The 26,097-nt window shown below is 28.9% G+C and carries 25 protein-coding genes; 15 read left to right on the top strand and 10 right to left on the bottom strand.

The features are described 5' to 3' along the window. Positions 1-46: 46 nt before the first annotated feature. From cyoE to SY27_RS09035, 8 genes are all read left to right on the top strand, one after another. Positions 47-949 carry a heme o synthase gene (cyoE, locus tag SY27_RS09070; protein WP_045969453.1) on the top strand — a complete coding sequence of 301 codons (903 nt, stop codon included), beginning with the start codon at positions 47-49 and terminating at the stop codon, positions 947-949. Between the two features lies 1 nt (position 950). Then, the gene (locus tag SY27_RS09065) at positions 951-1,538 is read left to right on the top strand and encodes a cytochrome c oxidase subunit 3 (RefSeq protein WP_045969451.1); all 588 of its coding nucleotides are present in this window, start codon (positions 951-953) and stop codon (positions 1,536-1,538) included. Positions 1,539-1,581: 43 nt separating this feature from the next. Further along, positions 1,582-2,550 carry a cytochrome c oxidase subunit 3 gene (locus SY27_RS09060; protein WP_045969449.1) on the top strand — a complete coding sequence of 323 codons (969 nt, stop codon included), beginning with the start codon at positions 1,582-1,584 and terminating at the stop codon, positions 2,548-2,550. A 19-nt stretch (positions 2,551-2,569) separates the two neighbouring features. After that, entirely contained in the window at positions 2,570-2,920 is a 351-nt protein-coding gene (locus tag SY27_RS09055) for a cytochrome C oxidase subunit IV family protein (protein WP_045969446.1), read from the top strand. An 88-nt stretch (positions 2,921-3,008) separates the two neighbouring features. Beyond that, positions 3,009-3,716, top strand: a complete 708-nt coding sequence (locus tag SY27_RS09050; protein WP_045969445.1) for a hypothetical protein — start codon at positions 3,009-3,011, stop codon at positions 3,714-3,716. Between the two features lie 8 nt (positions 3,717-3,724). After that, positions 3,725-4,351, top strand: a complete 627-nt coding sequence (locus SY27_RS09045; protein WP_152640745.1) for an SCO family protein — start codon at positions 3,725-3,727, stop codon at positions 4,349-4,351. Beyond that, complete coding sequence (locus SY27_RS09040; protein WP_045969441.1) at positions 4,352-4,885, top strand: DUF420 domain-containing protein; 534 nt, start codon at positions 4,352-4,354, stop codon at positions 4,883-4,885. 16 nt (positions 4,886-4,901) lie between these two features. Continuing rightward, on the top strand, positions 4,902-5,162 hold the full coding sequence (locus SY27_RS09035; protein WP_045970207.1) for a hypothetical protein: 261 nt from the start codon (positions 4,902-4,904) through the stop codon (positions 5,160-5,162). Positions 5,163-5,229: 67 nt separating this feature from the next. Here the strand turns inward: SY27_RS09035 and SY27_RS09030 are convergent, their stop codons facing one another. Continuing rightward, positions 5,230-6,621 (bottom strand): DUF4403 family protein, encoded by a 1,392-nt coding sequence (locus tag SY27_RS09030; protein ID WP_045969439.1) that lies wholly within the window; start codon positions 6,619-6,621, stop codon positions 5,230-5,232. A gap of 104 nt (positions 6,622-6,725) precedes the next feature. Between SY27_RS09030 and SY27_RS09025 the strand changes: the two genes are divergently transcribed. From SY27_RS09025 to tsaB, 3 genes are all read left to right on the top strand, one after another. Then, positions 6,726-8,045 (top strand): TolC family protein, encoded by a 1,320-nt coding sequence (locus SY27_RS09025; RefSeq protein WP_045969437.1) that lies wholly within the window; start codon positions 6,726-6,728, stop codon positions 8,043-8,045. A 6-nt stretch (positions 8,046-8,051) separates the two neighbouring features. Then, a complete protein-coding gene (locus SY27_RS09020) occupies positions 8,052-9,359 on the top strand; it encodes an efflux RND transporter periplasmic adaptor subunit (RefSeq protein WP_045969435.1) in 1,308 nt (435 codons plus the stop codon). Between the two features lie 111 nt (positions 9,360-9,470). Next, positions 9,471-10,130 (top strand): tRNA (adenosine(37)-N6)-threonylcarbamoyltransferase complex dimerization subunit type 1 TsaB, encoded by a 660-nt coding sequence (gene tsaB, locus SY27_RS09015; protein ID WP_045969433.1) that lies wholly within the window; start codon positions 9,471-9,473, stop codon positions 10,128-10,130. Positions 10,131-10,137: 7 nt separating this feature from the next. Here the strand turns inward: tsaB and SY27_RS09010 are convergent, their stop codons facing one another. Both SY27_RS09010 and SY27_RS09005 read right to left on the bottom strand, forming a co-directional pair. Further along, complete coding sequence (locus SY27_RS09010) at positions 10,138-10,956, bottom strand: mechanosensitive ion channel family protein (RefSeq protein ID WP_045969431.1); 819 nt, start codon at positions 10,954-10,956, stop codon at positions 10,138-10,140. Between the two features lie 215 nt (positions 10,957-11,171). Beyond that, the gene (locus SY27_RS09005) at positions 11,172-11,372 is read right to left on the bottom strand and encodes a dodecin family protein (RefSeq protein ID WP_045969429.1); all 201 of its coding nucleotides are present in this window, start codon (positions 11,370-11,372) and stop codon (positions 11,172-11,174) included. A gap of 259 nt (positions 11,373-11,631) precedes the next feature. On the opposite strand from SY27_RS09005, the gene SY27_RS09000 reads away from it, so the two are divergent. Together SY27_RS09000 and SY27_RS08995 are read left to right on the top strand one after the other, a co-directional pair. Continuing rightward, positions 11,632-13,872, top strand: coding sequence for an inorganic phosphate transporter (locus tag SY27_RS09000; RefSeq protein ID WP_045969427.1), 2,241 nt, complete (start codon positions 11,632-11,634; stop codon positions 13,870-13,872). A gap of 164 nt (positions 13,873-14,036) precedes the next feature. Further along, positions 14,037-16,292 carry an inorganic phosphate transporter gene (locus tag SY27_RS08995; protein WP_045969425.1) on the top strand — a complete coding sequence of 752 codons (2,256 nt, stop codon included), beginning with the start codon at positions 14,037-14,039 and terminating at the stop codon, positions 16,290-16,292. Between the two features lie 64 nt (positions 16,293-16,356). On the opposite strand, the gene SY27_RS08990 is transcribed toward SY27_RS08995, so the two are convergent. Continuing rightward, entirely contained in the window at positions 16,357-17,256 is a 900-nt protein-coding gene (locus SY27_RS08990; protein WP_045969423.1) for a NifU family protein, read from the bottom strand. 521 nt (positions 17,257-17,777) lie between these two features. Between SY27_RS08990 and SY27_RS08985 the strand changes: the two genes are divergently transcribed. After that, on the top strand, positions 17,778-18,782 hold the full coding sequence (locus SY27_RS08985) for a type IX secretion system membrane protein PorP/SprF (RefSeq protein ID WP_045969422.1): 1,005 nt from the start codon (positions 17,778-17,780) through the stop codon (positions 18,780-18,782). Positions 18,783-18,847: 65 nt separating this feature from the next. After that, positions 18,848-19,363 (top strand): gamma carbonic anhydrase family protein, encoded by a 516-nt coding sequence (locus tag SY27_RS08980; RefSeq protein ID WP_045969420.1) that lies wholly within the window; start codon positions 18,848-18,850, stop codon positions 19,361-19,363. Positions 19,364-19,445: 82 nt separating this feature from the next. On the opposite strand, the gene murI is transcribed toward SY27_RS08980, so the two are convergent. The 6 genes from murI to SY27_RS08950 form a co-directional block, all read right to left on the bottom strand. Then, positions 19,446-20,225, bottom strand: a complete 780-nt coding sequence (gene murI / locus SY27_RS08975) for a glutamate racemase (protein WP_045969418.1) — start codon at positions 20,223-20,225, stop codon at positions 19,446-19,448. A gap of 72 nt (positions 20,226-20,297) precedes the next feature. Next, the gene (locus SY27_RS08970; protein WP_045969416.1) at positions 20,298-20,807 is read right to left on the bottom strand and encodes an OmpH family outer membrane protein; all 510 of its coding nucleotides are present in this window, start codon (positions 20,805-20,807) and stop codon (positions 20,298-20,300) included. 27 nt (positions 20,808-20,834) lie between these two features. Then, positions 20,835-21,827, bottom strand: coding sequence for an OmpH family outer membrane protein (locus SY27_RS08965; RefSeq protein ID WP_045969414.1), 993 nt, complete (start codon positions 21,825-21,827; stop codon positions 20,835-20,837). Between the two features lie 119 nt (positions 21,828-21,946). Continuing rightward, entirely contained in the window at positions 21,947-24,598 is a 2,652-nt protein-coding gene (bamA, locus tag SY27_RS08960) for an outer membrane protein assembly factor BamA (protein WP_045970205.1), read from the bottom strand. 7 nt (positions 24,599-24,605) lie between these two features. After that, a complete protein-coding gene (locus SY27_RS08955) occupies positions 24,606-25,346 on the bottom strand; it encodes an isoprenyl transferase (protein WP_045969412.1) in 741 nt (246 codons plus the stop codon). 2 nt (positions 25,347-25,348) lie between these two features. Further along, positions 25,349-26,032 carry a DUF6089 family protein gene (locus tag SY27_RS08950; protein WP_045969409.1) on the bottom strand — a complete coding sequence of 228 codons (684 nt, stop codon included), beginning with the start codon at positions 26,030-26,032 and terminating at the stop codon, positions 25,349-25,351. Between the last annotated feature and the right edge of the window lie 65 nt (positions 26,033-26,097).

The raw sequence follows: 26,097 nt of genomic DNA, 5'->3' as shown, positions 1-26,097 counted from the left end.
TTATTTGTATCTTTGCGCCCAATTAAAACAAGGATATCTGTTTATTTTGGACACTGCAAATCATACCGTTTCTAAACCCACTCTCTTTTCGAGTTTTGTAGCGATTACAAAAGCAAGATTGGCTATAAGTGTAGTTTTTTCTACAGTGGCTGGTTATTTACTTGGAGTAAATTCATGGAGTAGTCAGAATTGGCTTACGCTATTGTTTTTAATTGTTGGAGGATATTGCATGGTTGGAGCATCAAATGTTTTTAATCAAATTATAGAAAAAGATTTAGATGCATTAATGGATAGAACAAAAAATCGTCCTTTACCACTTGGAACGGTTTCAAAACAAAATGCTTTTATTTTAGGTATAATTCTTACTCTTTTAGGCTTATCCATTCTTTATTATGTAAATGCAAAAACGGCAATGTTTGGTGCAATTTCAATTTTTATGTATGTAAGTTTATATACACCTTTAAAAACAATCACACCATTATCTGTATTTGTTGGAGCTTTTCCAGGGGCAATTCCTTATATGTTAGGTTGGGTTGCAGCTACAGGTAATTTTGGAATAGAAGCAGGAACATTGTTTATTATTCAGTTTTTTTGGCAATTTCCACATTTTTGGGCTATTGGATGGTTTTTATATGATGATTATAAAAAGGCTGGATTCTTCATGTTGCCAACAGGTAAAAGGGATAAGAAAACAGCTTTACAAACAATTCTTTATACTATTTGGATGATAATAGCTTCTATTATTCCTGCTTTTGGTTATACAGGTAAATTGTTTTTAACAAAGATATCGGCAGGAATAGTTGTAATGTTAGGACTGTGGATGTTGTTTTATGCAGTTAAATTATATAAAGAAATGGATGCAAAAGCAGCTAGAAAATTGATGATAGTAAGTGTATCTTATATTTCATTATTACAAATTGTATTTATTTTAGATAAATTTTTAAGATAGGATGGAAACAAAAATGACTTTAGAAGAGCATAATAGTAGAAAATCAAAAACGTATAAAATGTTATTGATTTTTGGAATGATAAGTATATTGATGATTTTCGCTGGATTAACAAGTGCGTATGTAGTAAGTAAATCACGACCAGATTGGTTGAGTGATTTTGAATTGCCTAATGCATTTTTAATGAGTACAATTGTGATGATTTTAAGTAGTGCTACTTTTATTTTAGCACTTAAGTCAATAAAAAAAGCAAATAGAAATTTAACAACTATATTCTTAATAACAACTTTTTTATTAGGTGTTTTGTTTGTAGTATTACAGTTTAAAGGATTTGGACAAGTAATAGACAGTGGTTACTTTTTTACAGGTAGCGAAAGTAGTGTTACAACTTCATTTTTATATATTGTAGTGCTAGTACACATGGCGCATCTTTTAGGAGGTTTTATTTCATTAATTGTAGTAATTTATAATCATTATAAACAAAAATATAATGCTTCACAAACCCTTGGTATTGAACTAAGTGCGATGTATTGGCATTTTATGGATTTTATTTGGGTATATTTGTTTTTATTTTTCTATTTTTTCAAATAGAAAAAAAGTAATAAATTTGGGAACTTTTTAACAATTAAATTTTATGGGAGCGACAGTTACAAATGACAATCACGCTTTGCTAGATGGAGGACCAGGACCAATGGGGGCAACCTATGGTAAAATGATGATGTGGTTTTTTATACTATCAGATGCTTTAACATTCTCGGGATTCCTTGCTGCTTATGGTTTTTCTAGATTTAAGTTTATAGAAACATGGCCTATTGCAGACGAGGTGTTTAATCACTTTCCTTTTGCACACGGTAAAGATTGGCCAATGATTTATGTGGCTTTAATGACTTTTATCTTGATTTTTTCTTCTGTTACTATGGTGTTAGCTGTAGATGCAGGACATCAAATGAAAAAATCAAAAGTTGCTTTCTATATGTTTTTAACCATAATAGGTGGTTTCATATTCTTAGGATCTCAAGCTTGGGAATGGAAAAACTTTATTAAAGGAGAATTTGGAGCAATAGAAACTAAAGGTGGAGCAATCTTGCAATTTGTTGATAAAGATGGAAAGAGAGTTGCATTACACGAGTTTTCAAAAGTTCTACCAGAAGAAAGAGAACAATTAAAACGCGATAAAGGGTTTTGGTTTATGGAAGAATCATCTCTTCCTTCATATTCGGTAAATGAAGTTATCGAAGGTTTTAAAGCTAATCCGAATATACTTATTAGAAGTGAAAAAATTGTTGATAAAAGAAAAGTTGTTCTTTCAAGAGAAGAATCTTTAATTAGAATCAATGATGCAAAATATGTTGTAGAAGGAGCTAACTTAGTTAGAAACGAGTACGGACATAAATCTTTTGGAGATTTTTTCTTCTTCATTACAGGATTTCACGGATTTCACGTTTTTACAGGAGTTCTTATTAATATCATCATTTTCTTTAATGTACTTCTTGGAACTTATGAAAAGAGAAGAAGTTATGAGATGGTTGAAAAAGTTGGATTATACTGGCACTTCGTAGATTTAGTATGGGTATTTGTATTCACATTCTTCTACTTAGTATAATTTATTAAAAAGAAATATTATGGCACACGCACACGAATCAAATACAAAAAGAATCTGGATCGTTTTTGGAATACTTTCATTAATTACAATAGTAGAGGTATTGTTAGGTATTTATAAACCAGATTCATTATTCAGAACACATGTTTTATCTAGTAGTTTATTAAACTGGATATTCATTATATTAACAGTTGTAAAAGCGTACTATATTATGTGGGCATTTATGCACTTAGAAGGAGAAAAAGCAAGTTTCCGTTGGTCAATAGTAGCGCCTTTAGTGTTCTTAATTCTTTATTTATGTTTTATCGTTCTTGTTGAAGGAGATTATATTTATGAAGTATTTAGAACTGGTCATTTAAAATGGATATTTTAACATCATATTAGATATACTTAATCCCGCTTTTAGCGGGATTTTTTTTACTTTTGCATTAAGAAATATGTAATCTAAATTTTTTTAATAGATGAAAAATAAATTAGTCTTAATACTTCTCTTTATTTTACCAATAATAACCTATCTTATCTTTGCTTCTGCTAAGCATAATTCTCTCTTTTTACCAATTTTATCTGAAAATAATACTGAAATTCCAAAAGAATGGAAGTCGCTATCTGGAGATAATGTAGAATTGAAAGATAAAATTACAGTTTTAGGTTTTACTGGTTCCGATATTCCTGAATTTAAAGCAAGAATGTTTAATTTAAATCAAAAGATTTATAATAAATTTTTTGGATTTGAAGATTTTCAAATTGTTATGATTGCACCTGAGGGAACTCAAGAAGAGATAAAGAAGAATGTCGTAGAGTTGGATAGAATTACCGAAGATATGAAAGGATGGAAATTTGTTTTTGCAAAACCAGAAGAAATAAAAAAATACCATCAGTCTCTTGAACTTATAAGTAACTTAGATAATAACTTTGGAACACCATCTGTTATAATTTTAGATAAAAATATTAACCTTAGAGGAAGAAAAGGAAAGAATAAAAAAGGAGAAGAAGAATATAGAGAAAGTTATAATACTATTTCTGCGGCAGAACTCCATAATGAAATGACAGATGATGTTAAGATTATATTGAGAGAATATCGTTTAGCATTAAAAAAGAATAAAAGAAAAGATGATTTTAGAGATAAAATCACAAATAAAGTAGAAGAAACATCTCGTAAAAGTGAATAAAAGTCATCATGAAAAATAAATCATATATAGGAATTACATTTATTATATTGATTTTTGGAATTTGGGCTGTACCAAAAATAATAGCTAAGTTTCAAAAATCAGATTTGTATGTTATAGGGAAAGTACCAAGTTTTGAGCTAACTGACCAGAATGATAAAAAAATTACAGATAAAGATTATTTAGGAAAAGTATATGTAGTGGAATTCTTTTTTTCAACTTGCCCTACAATTTGTCCAAGAATGAATCAAAATATGTTATTGTTACAAAATGAATTCTATGGAAATCCAGAATTTGGAATTGCCTCAATCACAATTAATCCAGATTATGATACGCCAAAAGTATTAAAAGATCATGCAGATCATTTAGGTGTTAAACATTACAACTGGCATTTTTTAACAGGAGAGAAAGACTATATTTTTAACCTTGCGAATAAAGGATTTAATATTTACACAGGAGAAAATAAAAATGTGGCAGGTGGTTTTGAACATTCTGGGTTATTTGCTTTGATAGATAAAGAAGGAAATATAAGATGTAGAAAAGATGAATTCGGAAATCCTATTTTATATTATGACGGATTAGAAGATGAAGGAGTAAAAGCAATTAAAGAAGATATTAAAAAATTATTAGAAGAATAAATGGAAAATAATATTGAAACAAAGTATAATAAACTAATTACTATTTTATCAATAGTAATTCCTTTAGCTGTTGCAGCACTTTTTGGCGTTAGCTTTAAACGTTTGGGATTTGATATTGAACCTTTTAGTTTTTTGCCGCCTATTTATGCTACAATTAATGGAATTACGGCAGTTTTATTAGTAGTTGCGGTTGTGGCTATTAAAAATGGTAAAAGAAAGTTACATGAAAACCTGATGAAAAGCGCTATAGCCTGTTCGGTTGCTTTCTTATTAATGTATGTTGCTTACCATATGTCATCCGAGTCAACTTCTTATTTAGGAGATTATAAACCAGTTTATTATTTTATATTAATATCTCATATTATTTTGTCAATAGTAATTATTCCATTAGTATTAATTACTTATGTAAAAGCACTAGCAAAAAGATTTGATAAGCATAAGAAAATAGCTAAAATAACATTTCCTATTTGGTTGTATGTTGCAATAACTGGTGTGATTGTATATTTAATGATTTCACCTTATTATGCTAATTAAGAGAAAAAAACAAAAAATGAAACAAGAGAAAAAAGAAAATGACTTTTTAGATATAAAGAAAAAAATCTTTTTAATATTATCTTTTTTATATGTTGTTTCTTCAGAAGCTCAATGTGCTATGTGTAGAGCTGCGTTAGAAAGTGAGGAAAGCGGAGTGCAAGCGCAAGCCATAAATGATGGAATTGTATATTTGATGGTAATTCCATATGTGTTAGTTGCAGCAGCAGCTTATGCTATTTATAAAATAAAATTTGCTAAGAAAAAGGAAAAAATATAAATATTTTTTTTAGAATTATATAAAAACAAAACCCTATTTTAATTTGAAATAGGGTTTTTTAGTTTATTTATTCCATTCCGTCAATAGTGATTTTCATTTTTCCACCAGTACTGATAAAAGCAATAATAGCCTTATCTGTTAATTCTACTTTTTCAAACTCAAAATCACTCATTGTTCCATTCACAAAAACACCTTTCATAGGAGAGTAGTTTGCTAAATACTTTTCCATACTTTTTTTCCCTTCTTCCATATTTTCTTGAATAGAATAGCGACAATTTTCTTGAATTTTTCTTAAAACAGTACCTTGCGCTAACCAATTTGCAGATTTTAATAAAACACTTTTTGTATTTAAAACATAATCTAATTGATCAAAAAAGATTTCTTTAGTAAAAGCGTTATATTGTGGATAACCAGATAAATAAATAGTTCCGTTTATAGAACCTAATAAGTCTAAAGCAATGATTAGTTTTCCTCCATTTTGCCAAATATCAACTTTTTGTACAGTCACTTTTTTGCTTCCAGAACCAAACTCTTGTCCCTGAAAATTCTTAGTAATTACTTTTGAAGCACTTTCATAAGTAGAAACAGCAGCAACAGCAGCAGAGAAATGATCAGGTATTTTAGTAACGGGTTTTAGTATCAATTTATCTTTGTCAAATGTATTCTTAGGTTCTCTCCCAATCATGGTTTGCATGTTGCATTTTAAACCCATATCCATTGTAATCTTGTTGTTTTTTAATTCAGCTTCTGTTACATATAATTCTATTGGAATTAGTTTAAACCACGCCTCATAACTTTCATCTGTTAAAAAAGGAGTACTTATTTTTTCCATTGTTTCTAACACCATAGGTTTAAAATCGCAAGATGAATCAATAGCATCATCAATCATTTTTGAAATTTTACTTTTAAATAAAGAAACAGTTGGGTTAATAATATAAGTAATAGGAATTTTTTTTCCTGCAACCATAATATTTGGACTTTCGCTCCATTCAAAATCTTTTATGGTAGAGTTTGTAGTCAATTTCCAGTTGTATAAATGAGCCTTACTGTTTAATGTGATTTTTCCGTTTAAATTAATCTCTCTCGTGTCATTTAAACCCATAAAATCGGTTCCATATTTTATTTTTGCCCAAATTTTTAAGGGAATTTCAGATATAATTTCACCATTTACTTCTGTCAAATGTATTGCAGAAGTTTTCCAAATCTTCATTTCTGTTTTATCATCAGAAATATCATTGTCTTCATAAATTAAACCAGTCATGTTTTTATTTAAAAGAGTTTCAATATCTTTTAAAGTAATTTCCGTAGGTAAAGAAATAAAAGAAGTTTTATTTTTAAAAACCATAGGGTTGTTATCTGAAGGCATTGGTTTTAATGCCTGAATTTTTTGAGTTGTTCCACAAGAAGCGAAGGATGATATAAAAATAATCACTAAAAGAAATCCGACTATATATTTCATTTTTTAAAATAATTTTGATGTAAAAATAAAATATTAAATGATTACTGTAACAAAAACTTATTTTTTTGGTCTTATAGTAAAAATTCATTTATAAATCATCAATAATGATAACTAAAAGAATACTCGTTTTTCTCTTATTTGTAGGAATTAACATCTTTGCACAAGAAAAGAAATGGACTTTGCAAGAATGTGTTGATTATGCGGTTAAGAATAATATTTCGGTAAAACAATCTGAGTTAGACTTAAAAACATCAGATATAGAAAAAATGGAAGCTATAGGTAGTTTTCTACCAACGCTAGGAGCAAATGCAAATTATAGTGTAAATACTGGAGCTAATATTAATCCAGCTACCAATCAATTTGAAAATACTACGTTTAAGTCGCTTTCTGCATCTGCAAATTCAAGTATTACTTTGTTTAATGGGTTAGCTAACTGGAAAACGCTTCAGCGTACTAAATTAAACAAAATAGCGAATACTTATAAATTAGATAAAATGAAAGATGATATTGCACTTTCAGTTGCAAATGCATACTTACAAATTTTATTTAATAAAGAGCAATTAAAGGTTCAGAAAAATCAAAATCTAATTACAAAAGAGAATATTAAAAGAACTCAAGAGTTAATAGAAGTAGGTTCTGTTCCAGCGGGAGATATTTATGAATTGCAAGCTACCGATGCTACTCAGGAACAACAAATTATAAGTACTGAAAATGCTCTTTTGATATCTAAAATTTCATTATGTCAAACATTGTTGTTGGAAAATTATGCAACTTTTGATATTTCTGATGAAGTAATAGAAGTACCTATTACAAATCTTGCAGATGAAAGCCAAGAGACCATTTTAGCTAAAGCAAAAGAATCAGTATATGATATAAAAATAGCACAATCAAATGTTGATATCGCGAAAAAAGATCTTTCTATTGCTCGTTCAGGATATTTACCAACGTTAAATGGATTTGTAGGATATAATACAAGATGGTCAGAAAGTACACCGTTTAGTTTTACAGATCAATTATCATTATTTGATGGTACTTCTATAGGACTACAATTAAGTGTGCCTATTTTAAGTGGATTCTCTACAAGAGGAAGAGTTCAACGCTCGAAAGTAAATAAAGAAAGAACAGAAATTCAATTAAAACAAGCCGAATTAGATTTAGAGAGAAATGTTTACCAAGCTTATAATGATGTTATTAATGCTAAGAAATCATTTGAAGCAGCTCAAAAAACATTAGAAGCAAGAAAGTTAGCATACGATTTTGCAAAAGAAAGATTTGAAGTCGGATTAATGAATTCATTTGATTTTTCGCAATCTTCAATTACATTAGAAAACGCACAATCAGAAGTATTAAGAACAAAATACGATTACATATTTAGAACCAAAATTTTAGAATTTTATTTCGGAATCCCATTAATTCAAAAATAATCAATCATGTCAAAGAAATCAATATATATATTATTAGCAACAGTAATAGGTTTAATTATAGTGTTGTTTGCTTTAAAGAAAGCAGGAGTTGTAGGAAATACTGATGACAGTAAAGAAGTTGAAATAGCTAAAGTAGACCAAATGGAAATTGTAGAAACAGTTTCTGCAACTGGGAAAATTCAACCAGAAATTGAAGTTAAAATATCTTCTGAAGTTTCAGGAGAAATTATTGAATTACCAATAAAAGAAGGTCAACAAGTTAAAAAAGGAGATTTATTAGTAAAAATAAATCCAGATATTTATGTTTCAGGTGTGAACAGAACAGCTGCTTCATTATCTACTACAAAAGCAGGTTTAAGCCAGGCAGAAGCCCAAGTAAAAGAGTCAAAAGCAAATTACGATAGAAATAAAAAATTATTTGATAAAGGAGTAATCTCAAAATCAGAATGGGATAAAATTGTTTCTGCTTATGAAGTAGCACTAGCAAATAAACAATCTGCTTACTTTAATGTTCAAAGCGCTTCTGCTACATTAACTGAAGCTAGAGATAATCTAGGAAGAACTACTATATATGCTCCAGCAGATGGAACTGTTTCATTGCTATCTGTAGAGCTAGGAGAAAGAGTTTTAGGAACACAGCAAATGGCTGGAACAGAAATTTTACGTGTGGCTAATTTAAATAATATGGAAGTTGAAGTAGATGTTAACGAAAATGATATTGTAAAAGTTACAGTAGGAGATTCTGCAAAAATTGAAGTAGATGCCTATTTGAAAAAAGAATTTAAAGGAATTGTAACGAGTATTTCAAATTCTGCAAGTTCTGCATTAACAGCAGATCAGGTGACTAATTTTAAAGTGAAAATAAGAATTTTAAAAGAATCATATCAAGATTTACTAGAAGGGAAAGGGCCAAATTACTCTCCTTTTCGTCCAGGAATGACTGCTACAGTCGATATTATTACAAATAAAAAAACAAACGTAATAGGTGTGCCAATTAGTGCCGTAGTGATTAAAGAAGATACTACTTCTGTAAAAAAAGATATAGTTGCTGAACTTGAAAAAGAAGACAAGCAAAACAAAGGAACATATAAACCAGATCAAAAATTTGAATGTGTTTTTGTAAAAGTTGGAGATAAAGCAAAATTAAGAGTAGTAAAAACAGGAATTCAAGATGATACTAATATTGAAATTAAAGAAGGACTGAAAAAAGGAGAAGAGATTATTACAGGATCTTATTTGATGGTTTCAAAAGAGTTAGAGACAAACGATAAAGTAAAAATAGCAGCAGAAGATAAAAAAGACAAAAAGAAATAAAAATACGTTAATTGGGTTATTTTTTTAAAAAGGGCGTGAATCTTATTCGCGTCTTTTTTTGTGGGATTAAGTTTTAAAACATTGTATTTTTGCAATCATATAATTTTATTCATGTCAGTATTATTAAACATAGAAACAGCAACTAAAAATTGTTCAGTTTCAATAGCAAGAGAAGGTAAAACTATTTTATGTAGAGAAATTGCTGAAGAAAATTTTTCTCATGCAGAAAAATTACATGTTTTCATTGAAGAAATTCTACAGGAAAGCAATTTGTCTTTTAAAGATTTAAAAGCAGTAGCTGTAAGTCAAGGTCCTGGTTCTTATACTGGATTGAGAATAGGAGTTTCTTCTGCAAAAGGCTTTTGTTATGCTTTAAATTTGCCAATGATTGCTATTGATACCTTAGAGCTTTTAGCAAGAAAAATTTCTATAAATGAAGGGATTATTATTCCTATGATTGATGCTAGAAGAATGGAAGTGTATACTGCATTTTTTGATAAAAACTACATAAAAACAAGACAAATAGAAGCTGAAGTTATTAATGAAGAATCATATAAAGAAATTAATTCAACGATTCATTTAGTAGGTGATGGAATAATGAAATTCAAAGAAACATTAGTTCAGGATAAATTTATTTTTCATCATGATGTTGTATTTCCTTCGGCAAATGAAATGAGTTATTTGTCATTTGAAAAGTACAAAAAAAGCGACTTTGTAAATGTCGCTTATTTTGAACCTTATTATTTAAAAGATTTTGTCTTAAATAAATAAAAAAGTATTATTTCTTTTTAATTTCTACTTGATGTGGATATGGAATTTCAATACCAGCAGCATCAAAAGCAACTTTACAGTCTTCAAGTGTTTGACTATGAACAGAGAAATAGTTTTCTGAATTTGTCCATGGTCTTACAGCAAGATTTATAGAGCTATCTGCAAGTTCCCAAACTAAAATTGTAGGCGCAGGATTCTTTAAAACCATTGGGTTTTTATTTAAAACATCTAGAATAACATCTTTCACTTGTTTTAAATCTGAATTATAATCTACACCAATCATTAAATCAACTCTTCTAATTCCTTCTTGAGTGTAATTTTTAATAACACCATTTGATAAAGCTCCATTAGGAATATACACTGTTTGATTGTTTCCAGTTAATAACTTTGTGTTAAAAATTTGAATTTCTTTTACAGATCCTATTTCTCCTTGCGCTTCAATTACATCGTCTAGTTTAAATGGTTTAAAAAGGATAATTAAAATTCCTCCTGCAAAATTAGAAAGAGATCCTTGAAGTGCTAAACCAACAGCTAAACCTGCTGCTCCTAATATAGCAACAAAAGAAGATGTAGGGACTCCAAGATTTGAAATTACCGTTATAAAAACTAAAATACGTAATGTCCAAAAGACGAAATTACCTATGAAATTTGAAAGAGTAGTATCTATTTCTCGTTTAACTAATATACGTTTTAGGGTTTTTGTAATAATACTTGTCAGCCAAAGTCCTACAAATAATATGATAATGGCCGTAATTACTTTTGGAGAATATTCAATTATAATGTTTTTAATAATAGTTACATATTCTTCTACTTTTTCGCTAGTCATTTTTACTTTATTTTTATGATTTTTATTGTATTCAAGAAAAGTTTTCCTTGAGAGTGCAAAGATAAAGAAGTCTTTTGCGTTATCAAACCTATTTCAATAAATGTAAAAGAAGTGTTTCTTGTTTGTTTGATTTTTTGTAAGAATAGATAGTAATTATGTTTAAAATAAAAAAAGCGTTCAATTGAACGCTTAGGAATAATTAAATGATTAGCTAATTATTCAATTTCAAAAGTAACTTTCAAATTAACTCTAAATTCTGTTACTTCATTATTTTTTACACTTGCACTTTGATCTTGTACGTATACGGATCTAATATTTTTTAAAGACTGCGAAGCTTTAGTTACAGCTTTTCTAGTTGCATCTTCCCAACTTTTTTCTGAACTTGATAAAACTTCAATAACTTTTAATACTGCCATAATATATTGTTTTTACGTTAGATTATAAAGTTAGTTAAAAAATAGAAATATTCCAAGAAGTGATTTTTTGTTAAATATTCATTTAGGATTAAAATTAGAATAAATATTTAAAAGACATTATCTGAAAAAAAAATGAAAAAGCTTAAAATATAAGGGGTTTGCAACTTTGTTAATCCTTGTTAAAATCCAATTGATAACATTAAATTAACGTTGGACTAGCTAAAATATGACAACTTTGCATCGTTTTAAAATTAAGAATATGGAACAAATTTATGTGATAATGCTTGTGGCATTGGGAATTCTTGCAATTATTGATTTAGCTGTAGGAGTTAGTAATGATGCGGTTAATTTTTTAAACTCTGCAATAGGCTCAAAAGCGGTTTCACTTAGAACAATTCTTATTGTTGCAAGTATTGGAATTGCTGTAGGGGCTGTGTTTTCAAGTGGAATGATGGAAGTGGCGAGAAAAGGAATATTTATGCCAAGTGAATTTTATTTTAATGAAATTATGATAATTTTCATGGCAGTTATGATAACAGATATTCTGCTTTTAGATTTCTTTAATACGCTAGGAATGCCTACATCAACAACAGTATCGGTTGTTTTTGAATTATTAGGATCGGCTGTTGTTATTTCAGTAATTAAAATATTAAATAATGGAGATTCATTAGGTATAATTGGAAAATATATTAATACAGAGAAAGCAACAGAGATAATTATAGGAATTTTACTATCCGTTGTCATTTCTTTTTCAATAGGAGCCATTGTACAATATATTTCTCGTTTATTACTTACATTTAATTATGAAAAAAAAGCGAAATGGGTTGGCGCTGTTTTTGGAGGAATAGCATTAGCGGCAATATCATATTTCATTATAATTAAAGGATTAAAAGGAACAGAATTTTACGGAAAAATTAAGCCTATAATAAAAGATAAAACATTTTTAGTGCTTTTAGTTAGTGCAGCTTTTTGGACACTTTTTTCTTTTGTTATTATTCAAGGATTCAAAAAAAATATTTATAAACTAGTAATTATAGTAGGAACATTTGCATTAGCATTAGCTTTTGCAGGGAACGACTTAGTTAATTTTATTGGTGTGCCTATCGCAGCTTGGCAGTCTTATGGGGCTTGGGTAGATTCAGGAGCTCCTGCAACTGGATTTGCAATGAGTGTTTTGGCAGAAAAAGTAGCGACTCCTACATTATTATTGATGATTGCAGGTGGAATAATGGTAATAACACTTTGGATTTCTAAAAAATCAATGAATGTTTTAGAAACAGAGCAAAATTTGTCACGTCAAGGCGAAGGTTCTGAAAAATATTCTTCAAATATAATATCTAGAGGTATAGTTAGAGGTGCGGTTATTTTGAGTAATGGGATTAGTTTCTTAATTCCTAAATCAGTTCAAGCAACTATAGATGGTAGATTTTTAGCTGCCGAATATAAAGGAAAAAGAAGTGAACAACCTATGTTTGATATGGTTAGAGCATCTATTAATCTAGTTGTAGCAGCAGTTTTAATTTCTATAGCAACATCTATGAAATTACCATTATCTACTACATATGTAACTTTTATGGTAGCAATGGGTACTTCATTTGCAGATAGAGCTTGGGATAGAGAAAGCGCTGTTTATAGAATTGCAGGTGTTTTAAATGTTATAGGAGGTTGGTTTTTTACTGCATTTGCAGCATTTATCTCTGCGGGAATAGTAGCATATCTATTATATGTTGGAGAAATCTATGCATTTTTTGGGTTAATGATTCTTGTAGCTGTCTTGTTTTATAGAAGTAATCAAGTTCATAAGGCAAAAATGACTGAAAAAGAAGAAATTAAAAAACTGAATAAAGAAGATATCGTTAGTATTCATGAAGTAATAAATGAAAGTTCAGATCAAATTTCTAAAATTGTAAGTAAGACTAATAAAATTTATAGTGGAATTGTAGCAGGATTAAGTTTACAAGATTTGCCTTCTTTGAAAGAAAATAAAAAAGCAGTTAAGAAATTAGAAAAACAAGTAGATGAGTTAAAGAACAATGTTTATTATTTTATTAAGAATTTAGATGAAACTTCAGTAGAAGCAAGTAAATTTTATGTATTAACATTAGGACATTTACAAGACATTGTGCAGTCTATTAGTTATATTTCTCAAAGTAGTCATTCACATATAAACAATAATCACAAACAATTAAAGTTTAATCAAATTAGAGATTTAAAAACAATTGAATTAGAAATATTAGAATTGTTTAAGGATATTGAAGACATTTTTAACTCGAAAAACTTTAGCAGTATTGATAGAGCTTTAACAGAAAGAAAGAAAGTTTTAGAAACGATTTCTGATTTAATTCAAAAGCAAATAACAAGAATTAGAACGATTGAAAATAGTCCTAAAAACAGTAAATTATATTTCGGATTATTATTAGAGACAAATGATTTAGTAAAAGCAACAATGAACTTGTTAGAACTTTTTAAAGAGTTTAATGAACATGTTGAGAAAAAGTAAAACTCGTTTACAGACTAACAAAAAAGGGCTATTCAATTGAATAGCCCTTTTTTGTTAGTCTCAATTAAAATTATTATCTTTTACAATTATTTAACTTAACGTTAGCTTAACATTTTATTTAAGAAATTGTAACAAATTTGCCCGATTTTTAATTTACAATAATTATGGAACAAGTTTATGTTATTATGCTTATTGCATTAGCGCTTTTAGCTATTATCGATTTGATGGTAGGAGTGAGTAATGATGCAGTGAATTTCTTAAATTCAGCAATTGGATCTAAAGCAGTTTCGTTTAAAACAATCATGATTGTCGCTAGTATTGGAGTTGCAGTTGGAGCGCTATATTCTAATGGAATGATGGAAGTAGCAAGAAGTGGGATTTTTACGCCAAGAATGTTTAGTTTTAATGATGTCATAATGATTTTCCTAGCAGTTATGATAACAGACGTATTATTACTCGATGTATTCAATACATTTGGATTACCTACATCTACAACTGTTTCCATTATTTTCTCTTTGTTAGGGGCTTCAGTTTTTATTGCAATTTCAAAAATTTATGTTACAAATGGAGATATTAGTTCTTTAGGAAGTTATATAAATACAAAAAAAGCTACAGAAATAGTATATAGCATATTATTATCTGTTCTACTTTCATTTGTTTTAGGAGCCATTGTACAATATATTTCTCGTTTATTATTTACGTTTCATATAGAAAGAAGATATCGCTTTTTTGGAGCTATTTTTGGAGGGTTTGCATTGACCGCTATTTCTTTTTTTATCTTAATAAAAGGATTAAAATCGGTTACATTTATTTCTAGTGAAACAAAAGATTTTATAAAAGGGAATCAATTAATGATTATTGGGTATTGTTTTGTTTTTTGGACAATAATGTCTCAAATTGTTATGAGTGTTATAAAGTTTAATATTTTTAAACTTATTATTATAGTTGGAACTTTCGGTTTAGCATTAGCTTTTGCAGGAAATGATTTAGTAAACTTTATAGGAGTTCCAATTGCTGCTTTTCAATCGTATGAAATGTATGCTGAAGTTGGACAAACTCTTAATGCCAAAGAATTTATGATGGTAGGGTTAGAGGGAGAGAATCTTCCCGCACCATTCATATTTTTAGCATTAGCAGGGGCAATTATGATTTATACATTATGGACTTCTAAAAAAGCAAGAAATGTAATTGAAACAGAACAAAATCTTTCAAGACAAGGAGAAGGCTCAGAGAAATATAACGCAAATACATTGTCTAGATATATAGTTAGAGGAGCAATGTATATGGGAGGATTAATAAATTTTATTCTACCTAAAAGTATTCAAATTAGTATTGACAAACAGTTTGTTCTGCCGGAATATACTGGGAAAAGAAGTGAGCAGCCTATGTTTGATATGGTTAGAGCATCGGTTAATTTGATTGTCGCTGCGGTGCTTATCTCTTTGGGAACTTCAATGAAATTACCTCTTTCAACAACTTACGTAACCTTTATGGTAGCAATGGGTACTTCATTTGCAGATAGAGCTTGGGACAGAGAAAGTGCAGTTTATAGAATAGCAGGGGTTTTAAATGTTATTGGAGGATGGTTTTTTACTGCCATAGCAGCATTCATTGCATCAGGAATTATAGCATATATCTTATATGTAGGGGAAGTTTTTGCTTTTTTTGCTTTTATGATTATTGTTGCTTTGTTCTTTTATAGAAGTAATCAAAAACATAAGAAAAAAGTAAAAGAAGAAGAGGTTATAAATGAATTAAAACGAGAAGATATCATTACAATTCATGAAGTAATAAACGAGAGCTCTTCTCAGATTTCTAAAATTATTTCAAAAACAAATACTGTTTATAGTAGTATTATTTCAGGACTTAGTTTGCAGGATTTACCATCGCTTAAAGAAAGTAAGAAAACAGTTAAAAAACTAGAAAAACAAGTAGATGAGCTAAAAAGTAATGTGTACTACTTTATTAAAAACTTAGACGAGACATCTGTTGAGGCGAGTAAATTCTATATCCTAACATTAGGATATTTACAAGATATTGTACAATCTATTACTTACATTTCTCAAAGTAGCCATTCACATATAAATAACAATCATAAGCAATTGAAATTTAATCAGGTTAGAGATTTAAAAACGATTGAGCTAGAGATATTGGAACTTTTTAAAGATATTGAAGGTATTTTTAATTCTAAAAACTTTAATAGTATTGATAGAGCACTATCAGAAAGGAAAAAAGTTTTAGAAACAATTTCAGATCTAATTCAAAAGCAAATAACAAGAATTAGAACAATTGAAAATAGTCCTAAAAACAGTAAATTATATTTCGGATTATTATTAGAAACAAATGATTTAGTAAAGGCAACAATGCAATTATTAGAATTGTTTAAGGAATTCAATTTATATGTTTCAGAGAAGAAATAGTAGAGTTTCAAAAATAAAAAAAGAGCCTTAAAAAGCTCTTTTTTTATTTTGAATTGTAGCAGAATTATGCGTTTATTGCTTCAACTATAATTTCATTATCATTAAGCATTTGACGAAGCATATTTTCAATTCCATTTTTTAGTGTAAAAGTTGAAGAAGGACAACCACTACAGGCACCTTGCAAAATAACTTTAACTCTTTTAGAATTATCATCGTAAGATTCAAACATAATATTTCCTCCATCACCTTGAACAGCAGGCTTAATGTATTCTTCAAGAATATTTATAATTTGTTGAGAAGTTACATCAAGTTTGTCAAAATAATCTTCTTGCTGTTTTGTATGAGTTTCTGTTTTTTTAATTAATGACTCGTCAACAACAATGTTTCCATTTTCAATATATTCTTTTATGAAAGAACGTAATTCCATTGTTATTTCATTCCAATCTGCAATTTCATATTTAGAAACAGAGATATAATTTTCATCAATAAAGACTTCTTTAACGTATGAAAATTTAAATAACTCTTTTGCAAGTGGTGATGCTAAAGTATCATCAATATTTTTACATTCTAATAATGTTTTTGTAAGAAGCTTGTTGCATACAAATTTTTGTACAGCAGGATTTGGAGTTGTTTCTGCATAAATTGTAACAGGTGTTTTCTTAGTAGAATTTTCCTCAGCTTTAATAATTTCACCACCATTCTTAATAAAGTCCTCAATTTGTTGAGCTACTTCATCTTGTACATCTGGCCATTCAACTATTGAAAATTTTTCTATCGCAATAAAATTGCCAGAAATGTAGACTGTTTTTACAAATGGTAAATAAAATAATTGCATTGCTAAAGGTGAATTTTTAGTTTCATCAATATTTTTATATTCAAAATTTTGACCTCTAGTAATTTGATTTTCCAGTTCAAATTTAAGTATTGAAGGATTGTTGGTGTTTTTTATCGATATTTTTAACATTATAACGTGCTTTTTGCAAAGATACGAACAAATTATTTTTGATTATATATATTTGTTTTTTAACAAAAATTTAATTAGAAAACAGAACTGTCTTATTGATCTAAGGTTCATGTTTTTATAAATAATAATTGTTAATTTATTAAGTGTTTGATTTAGTGCTTTTAACCTGTTTTTTTATTTTAGTTTTAATTTTTTTAAAATTTAGCTTTTGGCAATTAAAGATAATTTTAAATGTGTTTTTGATAAAATTTTATTATACTAATTCCATTTTGTGCTTTGAATAACTATTGAAATAGAGATTCTTTGAATATTATATGCTTAGATGATAAAACTTTCACAAAAATTTATATCTTTGGCCGGTATGGTAAAATAACAAGGTGAAGAGGTTCACTAACTTATACTGTAGTAATAAATATGTTATATCGGAATAGTTTTAGATGATAATATATCATCCAGAATATGAAGAAAACCAACAAAACAAAATATTTAAAGCACATTTTTCATTAAAACGATAACCTACAATGAATTTAAAAAAAAGTTATTTAATTATAGTGTTGTTTCTAACACAATTATCTTTCTCTCAAGAAGGAGTTGCAGTTTATTCAGATTATTTATCTGATAATTATTATTTAATTCATCCATCAATGGCAGGAGCTGCTAATTGTGGAAAAATACGTTTGACTGGACGCCAACAATGGTTTGGACAAGATGATGCGCCTTCTTTGCAAACAGTAAGTTTTAATACATCAGTTGATGAAGATGGTAAATCTGGTATTGGTGCCATAATTTTTAATGATAAAAATGGTTACCATTCACAAAGAGGAGCAAAATTAACTTATGCTCATCATTTAAGATTTTCTAGAGGAACTACAGATTTAAATCAATTATCTTTTGGTTTAAGTGCTGCTTTTGTTCAAAGCCAATTAGATGAAACAGAATTTGTAAATCAACCATTTGATCCATTTGTTTTTGGTGGAATTTATCAAAAAGATTCATATTTTAATGTTGATTTAGGAGTTTCATATCATTATTTGGATTTCTTTACTCATTTCACAGTTAAAAATTTCTTAGCAAATAGAAGAGAAATTTATACTGAAGGAATTGAATCTGATAACTTGAGAAAGTTATTATGGAGTGCAGGAGCAGTTTTTGGAGATGAAGATCGATTATTATGGGAGCCATCTTTTATGTTTCAATATACACAAGAAACTACTGAAAAGGCAATTGACCTAAACTTGAAAGTTTATAAAGGAATGGATTTTGGTAGAATATGGGGTGGATTATCATATAGAAGAAGTTTTGATGGAGCTGAATATCTTAATGGAAGTGCTGTTGACGAACAAAAATTACAATATATAACGCCAATTTTAGGGGTAAACTATAAACAATTTATGTTCTCATATACGTATTCTCATATCATTGGAGACATTAAATTTGATACAGGAGGATTTCATCAGTTAACACTAGGTTTAGATATATTCTGTAAAGCTAAAGAGTGGGATTGTAATTGTCCTGCTGTTAACTAAGAAATTAGAAAAAAATTATACATTTGTGTCCCGATTATATCGGGACATTTTTATATATAAAAGTTATGATAATAAAAGAAGTGAGAGGGAAATATCCTCAAATACCAGAAGATTGCTTTATTGCAGATAATGCAACTATTGTTGGAGATGTTACTTTAGGAGATAAATGTAGCGTTTGGTTTAATGCAGTAATTAGAGGTGATGTAAATGCTATTACAATAGGTGATAAAGTTAATATTCAAGATGGAGCGGTTATTCATTGTACATATCAAAAACATCCTACAGTAATAGGAAATAATGTATCAATTGGGCATAATGCTATAGTTCATGGTTGTGAGGTTAAGGACAACGTTCTTATTGGTATGGGGGCAATTGTTATGGATAATTGTGTAATTGAAAGTAATTCAATTGTAGCAGCAGGATCCGTTGTAACTCAAAATACAACTGTTGAATCAGGAACAATATATGCAGGAATTCCAGCAAAGAAGGTTAAGGATTTAAATAAAAGTGATTTTGCTGGAGAAATAGAACGTATTTCTAATAATTACGTAATGTACTCAGGTTGGTTTAAGGAAGATTAGAAAGCTTTTTTGAGTGTTGTTACCATTGCTAATAATCAAGAATTAGAATAATATAAGGATTTGTATTAACAAGTCTTGTAGTTTAAAAATCTCTTTGAATAACATTTTTATTGTCTTTTAAAATCTTTTTAAGAACATCTGGATTTATATTCGTATAAAAAAAGTGACTACTTTTTTTATTTTCAGTATTTAATAAGTTGTACTGGTTTAAAACGTTTTTAGTTTGTTTTGCAACAGCTTCACCGGAATCAATGATTTTAATGTGGCTAGGGAGTATTTTTTTTATCTGTGGAAGAAGATAAGGGTAGTGGCTACAACCTAGTACTAAATAGTCTATATTTTGCTCTATCATTGGATTTAAATAGCTTTCTAGTAGTTCCGTTATTTCAATAGAGTCTATGGCTCCATTTTCAATGAGTTGGACTAATCCATGACCTATTTGTTCAATAATTTTTACATTAGGATAACTTAGTAGTTTTTCATGGAACAATTCGCTAGTTAATGTTCCTTTTGTAGCAAGAATACCAATTATATCGGTTTTAGACATATTAGCAGCAGGCTTAATCGCAGGTTCTATTCCAATAAAAGGGACGTCATATTTTGCTCTTAATTCTTTAATTGCATTTGTCGTTGCAGTGTTACAAGCAACAACAATTAATTTGCAATTGTAATTAAGAAGAACTTCAGTGTTTTTACATGATAAATCTATAATTTCTTCCTTTGATTTAAAACCATAGGGAGCATTTTTACTATCTGCTAAATAAATTGTATTTTCATTAGGTAAGAGTAAATGAATCTCTTTCCAGATAGATGTTCCGCCTATTCCAGAGTCAAAAAGGCCTATAGCATTTTCGTTTATCATAAAACAAAAATATAAAAAAAACTGCTCAAAATTTCTAATTGAGCAGTTAATGTTTTATTTATTTTAGGTTAATTAGAAGCCTAATTCTTTTTTAACATCGTTTAATAAATCAGTTCCTTTAGCAACTAATAAACCACTACCTTCAGTAGCATCTAATACATATTCAAACCCTTTAGCTGTAGCTACTTTTTGAATAGCAGTTTGTGCTTTTTCCATAATTGGTTTTAATAAGTCTAGCTCTTTTTGTTGTAATTCTTTAGTAGCTGTTTGTTGATACTGTTGGATACGTTGTCCCATTTCTTGCATCTCTTTTGAGCGAGTTTCATTTACAGCTTCAGTTGCAGTTCCGTTTTCAGCTTCACGTTGGTATTTTTCAAGTTTTCCTTGGTATTCTTGTACCATAGTTTTATACTCTTTGTCGTATGTTTCCTGAATTTTTTGTAATTGCGTTTGAGCAGTTTTCATTTCAGGCATATTTGTCATTAAAGTTTTTACGTCAATATGTGCCATTTTTGACTGTGCAGATACTTGTGCTGAAATAAAAAGTACTAATGCAATAGCTAAAGTTTTTAAATGTTTCATTTTTAATTTTTAATTTAATTTTGGTTATTATTCTCCTTCGTTTTCTTTTTTGTTTTCTTTTTTTCTTTGTTCTTCTAATTTTGCCTTTTTAGCAGCTTCTCTTTCTGCAATAATTTTTTTTCTTTTTTCTTCAATAGCCTTTCTGCGTTCCTCGGCAGTTGAAGCAGTTGTAGTGGTCGTTTTAGGCTTCTCTACTTTTTCTCCTGTTTTTGATTCTTCGGTTTTATCTTCTGTAGTATCCTTTTCAATTACTGTGCCATTTTTTTCAGCTTCTTTTTCATCAATCAATTTTTGCCTTTTTTCTTGAGCTGCTTTTTTGCGATCTTCTATTAGCTTTTCTCTAGCTGCTTTTCTTTCTTCTAAAAGTTTTTCTCTAGCTGCTTTCTTTTCATCTAATACTTTTTGCCTTTCAGCAAGTGCTGGATTTTCATCTTGTAAATCTTCAATTGCTTCTTTTGCATCTTGAGCTTTTTGTTGTTTTTTAGTTAACTGCTCTCTTTTTTCAGCACGCATTATTACTCTAACAACCTGATCACTTATATCATGTCTTTTATCTGCAAATAGAATAGTTAAGTCTGATGATTTATCTAATATAAAATCGTAGTTTTTTTGTTCTGCAATGTCTTGAATAGCAGTGAAAACTTGATCTTGAATAGGTTTAACTAAAATTGATTTTTGAATAATTAAATCACCTCTTGCTCCAAAACGTTTTTCTTGATAATCAAAAAGGTCTTTTTCTTGAAATGCAATTTCTTCTTCACGTTCTTCAATAAGTTCTTTTGTCAATAAAACTTTTTCTGAGGCTAAGCTTTCTTTTAATTTATTGATTTCATTTTTTCGTGCTTCGATATCTTCTTTCCATTTTGAGGCTTTTTGTTCTAGTTGATTTTTAGCTTCTGCATAATCAGGAGCTTTCTCTAGAATATATTCCATATCGATATATCCAATTCTAACACTTGCCGTTTGTGAAAAACCGTTAAAGCAAGTAAATAATAATGTAACAAATAATAATTTTTTCATCTGTTTGTCTAATTTTAGTTTATATTTTCAGATGTAACCCAAAAAACTGTCCGAAAGATAAGAAATGTTTTTATAAGTTCGATTTTCATCTGTATATTTTAAACTAAACGTTAAATGTACTAGAATTGTTGTCCAATGATAAAATGTGTTTGCCAACCACTCTTTGTTGATTGCCCTGGAACAGCATCAAATCCATGTGCAAAATCAATTCCTAATAAACCAAATGCTGGCATGAATACACGAAGGCCAAATCCTGCTGCACGTTGCATTTTAAAAGGGTTGTAGGCTTTGAAATCATCAAATGCAGCACCAGCTTCCAAGAATGTTAATCCGTAAATTGTGGCAGCTTGTTTTAATGTTATAGGGTATCTTAATTCTAATGAAAATTTATTATAAATTGTTCCTCCATCTACAGATGATAATGAGTTGTTAGGATAACCTCTTAATTGAATGGTTTCTCTACCATCTAATGAGTAATTTGCTAAACCATCTCCACCAAGGTAGAAACGCTCAAATGGAACTAATCCTCTTTCTTGGTTATATGCACCCATGTATCCAAATTCTCCTAATGAACGTAGTACTAATTTGTCATAAATACGAGTATACCAATCTGCTTTGAATTTTATTTTGTAATATTCTAACCAGTTATATCTTTTTTGATCATATTTTGCTACATCTAAATCAGCATCACTTGCACTAACTTTTTCATAAATTCCAGAATTAGCCGAAGTCTGTGCTATATAATCACCCTCTTGTACAATTTCACCATTTGAATTTGTTTGAGTTTGAATTCCACTTCCTGATTTGTATCTTAATTTGTATTCATCAGACTCTTTTAAGTCTCCATAATCGATTCCGTTAAATAGAGAATATGGAAGTGTGAATCTACCAGAAACACTAAATTCAGAACCATATGTTGGATAAATTGGGTTTAAACCTTTACTGTTTCTACTTAATCCAACTGTGTAAGCAAAGTTTCTTGAAGACCCATTTCCAAATGTAAATAATCCAGTGTTGTAATTGTTTAAGTCATAATATTGAAATGATAAACTTTGTGATAATACAAAATAATCATCCGGTACACTTAATTGTTTTGCAATTCCAACAGATAATGATGTAATATTGAAACTTTGATCACGAGTTACATCTCTTGTTTGGTAGTTGTATAAGAATTGTTTACTATGTGATAAGGAAGTAGAGAAACTTACTGGTTTTCTTCCTCCAAACCATGGCTCAGAAAAAGATAAGCTATACGTTTGGAAATATGAACTACCTTGTAAACGTAATGCCATTTTTTGTCCATCTCCCATAGGAAGTGGTTTGTAAGAATCTTTTTTGAATATATTTTTTGCTGAGAAGTTATTGAAAGACAATCCTAGTGTTCCAATAAATCCACCACCACCATAACCACCTTGTAATTCTATTTGGCTAGCTCCTTTTTCAACGACATTATATTCGATGTCTACGGTTCCTGATTGAGCATCAACATTTTTAAAATCGGGTCTTATTGCTTCAGGGTCAAAGAATCCAAGTTGACCAATCTCTCTCACAGAACGGATTAAATCTTCTTTGCTATATTTTTGACCTGGTTTTGTTCTTAATTCTCTGTAGATTACATGGTCATTTGTTCTATCATTACCAACAACTGTAATTTTATTGAAATAAGCTATAGGTCCTTCAGTAATTCTAATTTCAAAATCAATAGTATCATTTGAAGTTTTTACTTCAACTGGATTAATACTTGAAAATAAATAACCATTGTTTTGGTATAAGTTTGTTAAATCTTCGGCATCAGGACTACTATTGTCTGCTATTCTTTTTTGTAACAATACGCCATTATAAACATCACCTTTTTTAATTCCTAAAATTCTTGATAATTGTTGGTCTGTATAAACGGTGTTTCCTAAATATCTAATATTTCCAAAGTAATATTTTTTTCCTTCTTCGAGATTAACTTTTATGTTAATTAAATTATCTTCTTTATTATACGTTATACTGTCAGAAATTATTCGAGCATCTCTAAACCCTTTTTCTTTGTATTTATCAATTACAGTTACTAAGTCTTCTTTGTATTTTTCTTTGATGTATTTTGAAGCTTTAAAAATACGTATAGGGTTTTTCTGCTTGGTGTTTTTAAAGGCTTTTCTTAATTTAGAATCAGATAATTGTGAGTTTCCTTCAAAATCAATGCTCTTTATTTTTACTTTATCACCTTTATCAATATTAACAAGCATTTTTACTTCTGTTTCAGTTGAATCTGGAGTAGTGCTTATGAATACTTTAGTGTTGTAAAAACCGTCTTTTTTGTATTTATTTTCAATGTAATTTTTAGTTGTTGTTATAAGGTTTTCGTTAACGATTTTTCCTTTTTTAAGGTCAATTTCTTTGATTAAATCTTCCGATTTTCCTTTTTTAATTCCTTGTATTTTGATGTCAGATAGTTTTGGGGATTCTATTAGATTTAATTCTAAGAAAATACTATCTCCTTTAATGTTGTCTACATAGAAGTTCACATCATTGAAGAGACCAAGTTTCCATAATTTTTTTATAGCAGAACTAATATCTTCTCCAGGAACTAATATTTTTTGACCTTTTTCAAGTCCTGAAAAAGTAACAACTGTTTGTTCGCTATATTTACTTTTTCCAGTTACGTTAACACCTCCTAAGATGTATTCTTTTCCGTTTTCTAATTTTGTTTCTTGAGCAACTAACTTTGTACTACTACCTATAATTATAAAGGTGAAAAGTAATTGTAAACCTTTTTTTAACATTGTTTTTTTATGAAATTTGTTCACTTGTTTTTCCAAATCGTCTTTCTCTACTTTGATAACTTTTAATGGCTTCCATTAGATCTTCATCTGTGAAATCGGGCCATAATACATCTGTAAAATAAAATTCTGCGTATGCAATTTGCCAAAGTAAGAAATTACTTATTCTATGTTCACCACTTGTACGTATTACCAAATCTACATCTGGTAAATTATGCGTGTAAAGATGCTCATTAATAATTGATTCGTCAATAGCGTCATTAGAAATTATATTATTTTTAACTTTATCTGAAATTTTTTTAACAGCCTGAATGAGTTCTTCTCTAGCTCCGTAACTTAAAGCTAAAGTCAATGTCATTCTAGTGTTTTCAGATGTTTTTTGTATTACTTCGTTTAATTCTTTTTGAACTTTGGATGGAAGATTTGTTAAATTTCCAACCGCATTTAAACGGATATTATTTTTCTCTAAAGTCTTTAATTCTTTCTTTAAAGAAGAAATTAAGAGTCTCATTAGAGTGTCAACTTCTAATTTTGGCCTGTTCCAGTTTTCTGTTGAAAAGGCATAAAGTGTTAAATGCTTAATACCTAGTTTGGCACAAGATTCAACGGTTGTTTTAACCGATTTTGTCCCATTTTCATGTCCTAATGAACGTAATAAACCTTTTTGTTTTGCCCATCTACCATTTCCATCCATTATAATAGCTAAATGGTTTGGTAGATTATTTATGTTTATTTTTGTTTCTATACTCATAGTTAATTTGCACAAAAACATGGGTTTTCCCCAAATGTATAGGTTAATGTTATTCCTGAAAAAACATACCAATCTTTACTGTTTAAGTTTCCGAATTGAAATGATCTTAAATTATTGTTTCTAGGATTACTCCCATCTAAATTGTCAGTAAAAGAGTATCGAGCTCCTATTTCTGCTCCAAGTATAAAATTTTGAAATAATCTGGTTTTTAAACCAACAATCATTGGAATAGCAAACTGACTATGTCTGTAATCAAGTTTATCTGTTTTGTTAACGATGTAATTTTCGTTATATATAAAATAGTTTATACCTGTAGAAACATATGGAGTCATTGCCCAATCAAGTTGGTGCAAATCAAAATCGAAGAAATTAAATTCTAACCCAATAGAAAACTCGTCTACATTATTTTCAAAGTCATTACCTCTTAAATTTCTACCAGGAACATCGCTGTCTAAATCATTTGATCCTAGTTCTCCATGTATATATGAAAAACGCCAAGAATGTCTAGGGCTTCTATTCCATTTATATATAATACCAAATGCCGGTTTGTTAGGCGATATATAATCCGTTGGACCAACATCTCCAATGTAATTAGATCCACCAACAAAAACACCTAATTCATTAATTTGTGCATTGATAGCTAATGAACTAAATAATAGGAATATGTATATAAAATTATGTCTCATTTTTGAAAATAGTTTGCAAATATAACAATATAGATTTCTTTACCATGTTTAAATAGAAATTTTAT

Origin of the sequence: Flavobacterium sp. 316 (assembly GCF_000967805.1) — a bacterium.
Classification (GTDB): Bacteria; Bacteroidota; Bacteroidia; order Flavobacteriales; family Flavobacteriaceae; genus Flavobacterium; species Flavobacterium sediminilitoris.
Note: the sequence above shows the minus strand (reverse complement) of the source record. Positions and strands in the feature narration are given on the sequence as shown.

What these genes read in the sequence shown, in the direction of transcription:
- SY27_RS09065 (WP_045969451.1), top strand. Translation starts at nt 951, where the DNA reads ATGGAAACAAAAATGACTTTAGAAGAGCATAATAGTAGAAAATCAAAA.
- SY27_RS09060 (WP_045969449.1), top strand. Translation starts at nt 1,582, where the DNA reads ATGGGAGCGACAGTTACAAATGACAATCACGCTTTGCTAGATGGAGGA.
- SY27_RS09055 (WP_045969446.1), top strand. Translation starts at nt 2,570, where the DNA reads ATGGCACACGCACACGAATCAAATACAAAAAGAATCTGGATCGTTTTT.
- SY27_RS09050 (WP_045969445.1), top strand. Translation starts at nt 3,009, where the DNA reads ATGAAAAATAAATTAGTCTTAATACTTCTCTTTATTTTACCAATAATA.
- SY27_RS09045 (WP_152640745.1), top strand. Translation starts at nt 3,725, where the DNA reads ATGAAAAATAAATCATATATAGGAATTACATTTATTATATTGATTTTT.
- SY27_RS09040 (WP_045969441.1), top strand. Translation starts at nt 4,352, where the DNA reads ATGGAAAATAATATTGAAACAAAGTATAATAAACTAATTACTATTTTA.
- SY27_RS09035 (WP_045970207.1), top strand. Translation starts at nt 4,902, where the DNA reads ATGAAACAAGAGAAAAAAGAAAATGACTTTTTAGATATAAAGAAAAAA.
- SY27_RS09030 (WP_045969439.1), bottom strand. Translation starts at nt 6,621, where the DNA reads ATGAAATATATAGTCGGATTTCTTTTAGTGATTATTTTTATATCATCC.
- SY27_RS09025 (WP_045969437.1), top strand. Translation starts at nt 6,726, where the DNA reads ATGATAACTAAAAGAATACTCGTTTTTCTCTTATTTGTAGGAATTAAC.
- SY27_RS09020 (WP_045969435.1), top strand. Translation starts at nt 8,052, where the DNA reads ATGTCAAAGAAATCAATATATATATTATTAGCAACAGTAATAGGTTTA.
- tsaB (WP_045969433.1), top strand. Translation starts at nt 9,471, where the DNA reads ATGTCAGTATTATTAAACATAGAAACAGCAACTAAAAATTGTTCAGTT.
- SY27_RS09010 (WP_045969431.1), bottom strand. Translation starts at nt 10,956, where the DNA reads ATGACTAGCGAAAAAGTAGAAGAATATGTAACTATTATTAAAAACATT.
- SY27_RS09005 (WP_045969429.1), bottom strand. Translation starts at nt 11,372, where the DNA reads ATGGCAGTATTAAAAGTTATTGAAGTTTTATCAAGTTCAGAAAAAAGT.
- SY27_RS09000 (WP_045969427.1), top strand. Translation starts at nt 11,632, where the DNA reads ATGGAACAAATTTATGTGATAATGCTTGTGGCATTGGGAATTCTTGCA.
- SY27_RS08995 (WP_045969425.1), top strand. Translation starts at nt 14,037, where the DNA reads ATGGAACAAGTTTATGTTATTATGCTTATTGCATTAGCGCTTTTAGCT.
- SY27_RS08990 (WP_045969423.1), bottom strand. Translation starts at nt 17,256, where the DNA reads ATGTTAAAAATATCGATAAAAAACACCAACAATCCTTCAATACTTAAA.
- SY27_RS08985 (WP_045969422.1), top strand. Translation starts at nt 17,778, where the DNA reads ATGAATTTAAAAAAAAGTTATTTAATTATAGTGTTGTTTCTAACACAA.
- SY27_RS08980 (WP_045969420.1), top strand. Translation starts at nt 18,848, where the DNA reads ATGATAATAAAAGAAGTGAGAGGGAAATATCCTCAAATACCAGAAGAT.
- murI (WP_045969418.1), bottom strand. Translation starts at nt 20,225, where the DNA reads ATGATAAACGAAAATGCTATAGGCCTTTTTGACTCTGGAATAGGCGGA.
- SY27_RS08970 (WP_045969416.1), bottom strand. Translation starts at nt 20,807, where the DNA reads ATGAAACATTTAAAAACTTTAGCTATTGCATTAGTACTTTTTATTTCA.
- SY27_RS08965 (WP_045969414.1), bottom strand. Translation starts at nt 21,827, where the DNA reads ATGAAAAAATTATTATTTGTTACATTATTATTTACTTGCTTTAACGGT.
- bamA (WP_045970205.1), bottom strand. Translation starts at nt 24,598, where the DNA reads ATGTTAAAAAAAGGTTTACAATTACTTTTCACCTTTATAATTATAGGT.
- SY27_RS08955 (WP_045969412.1), bottom strand. Translation starts at nt 25,346, where the DNA reads ATGAGTATAGAAACAAAAATAAACATAAATAATCTACCAAACCATTTA.
- SY27_RS08950 (WP_045969409.1), bottom strand. Translation starts at nt 26,032, where the DNA reads ATGAGACATAATTTTATATACATATTCCTATTATTTAGTTCATTAGCT.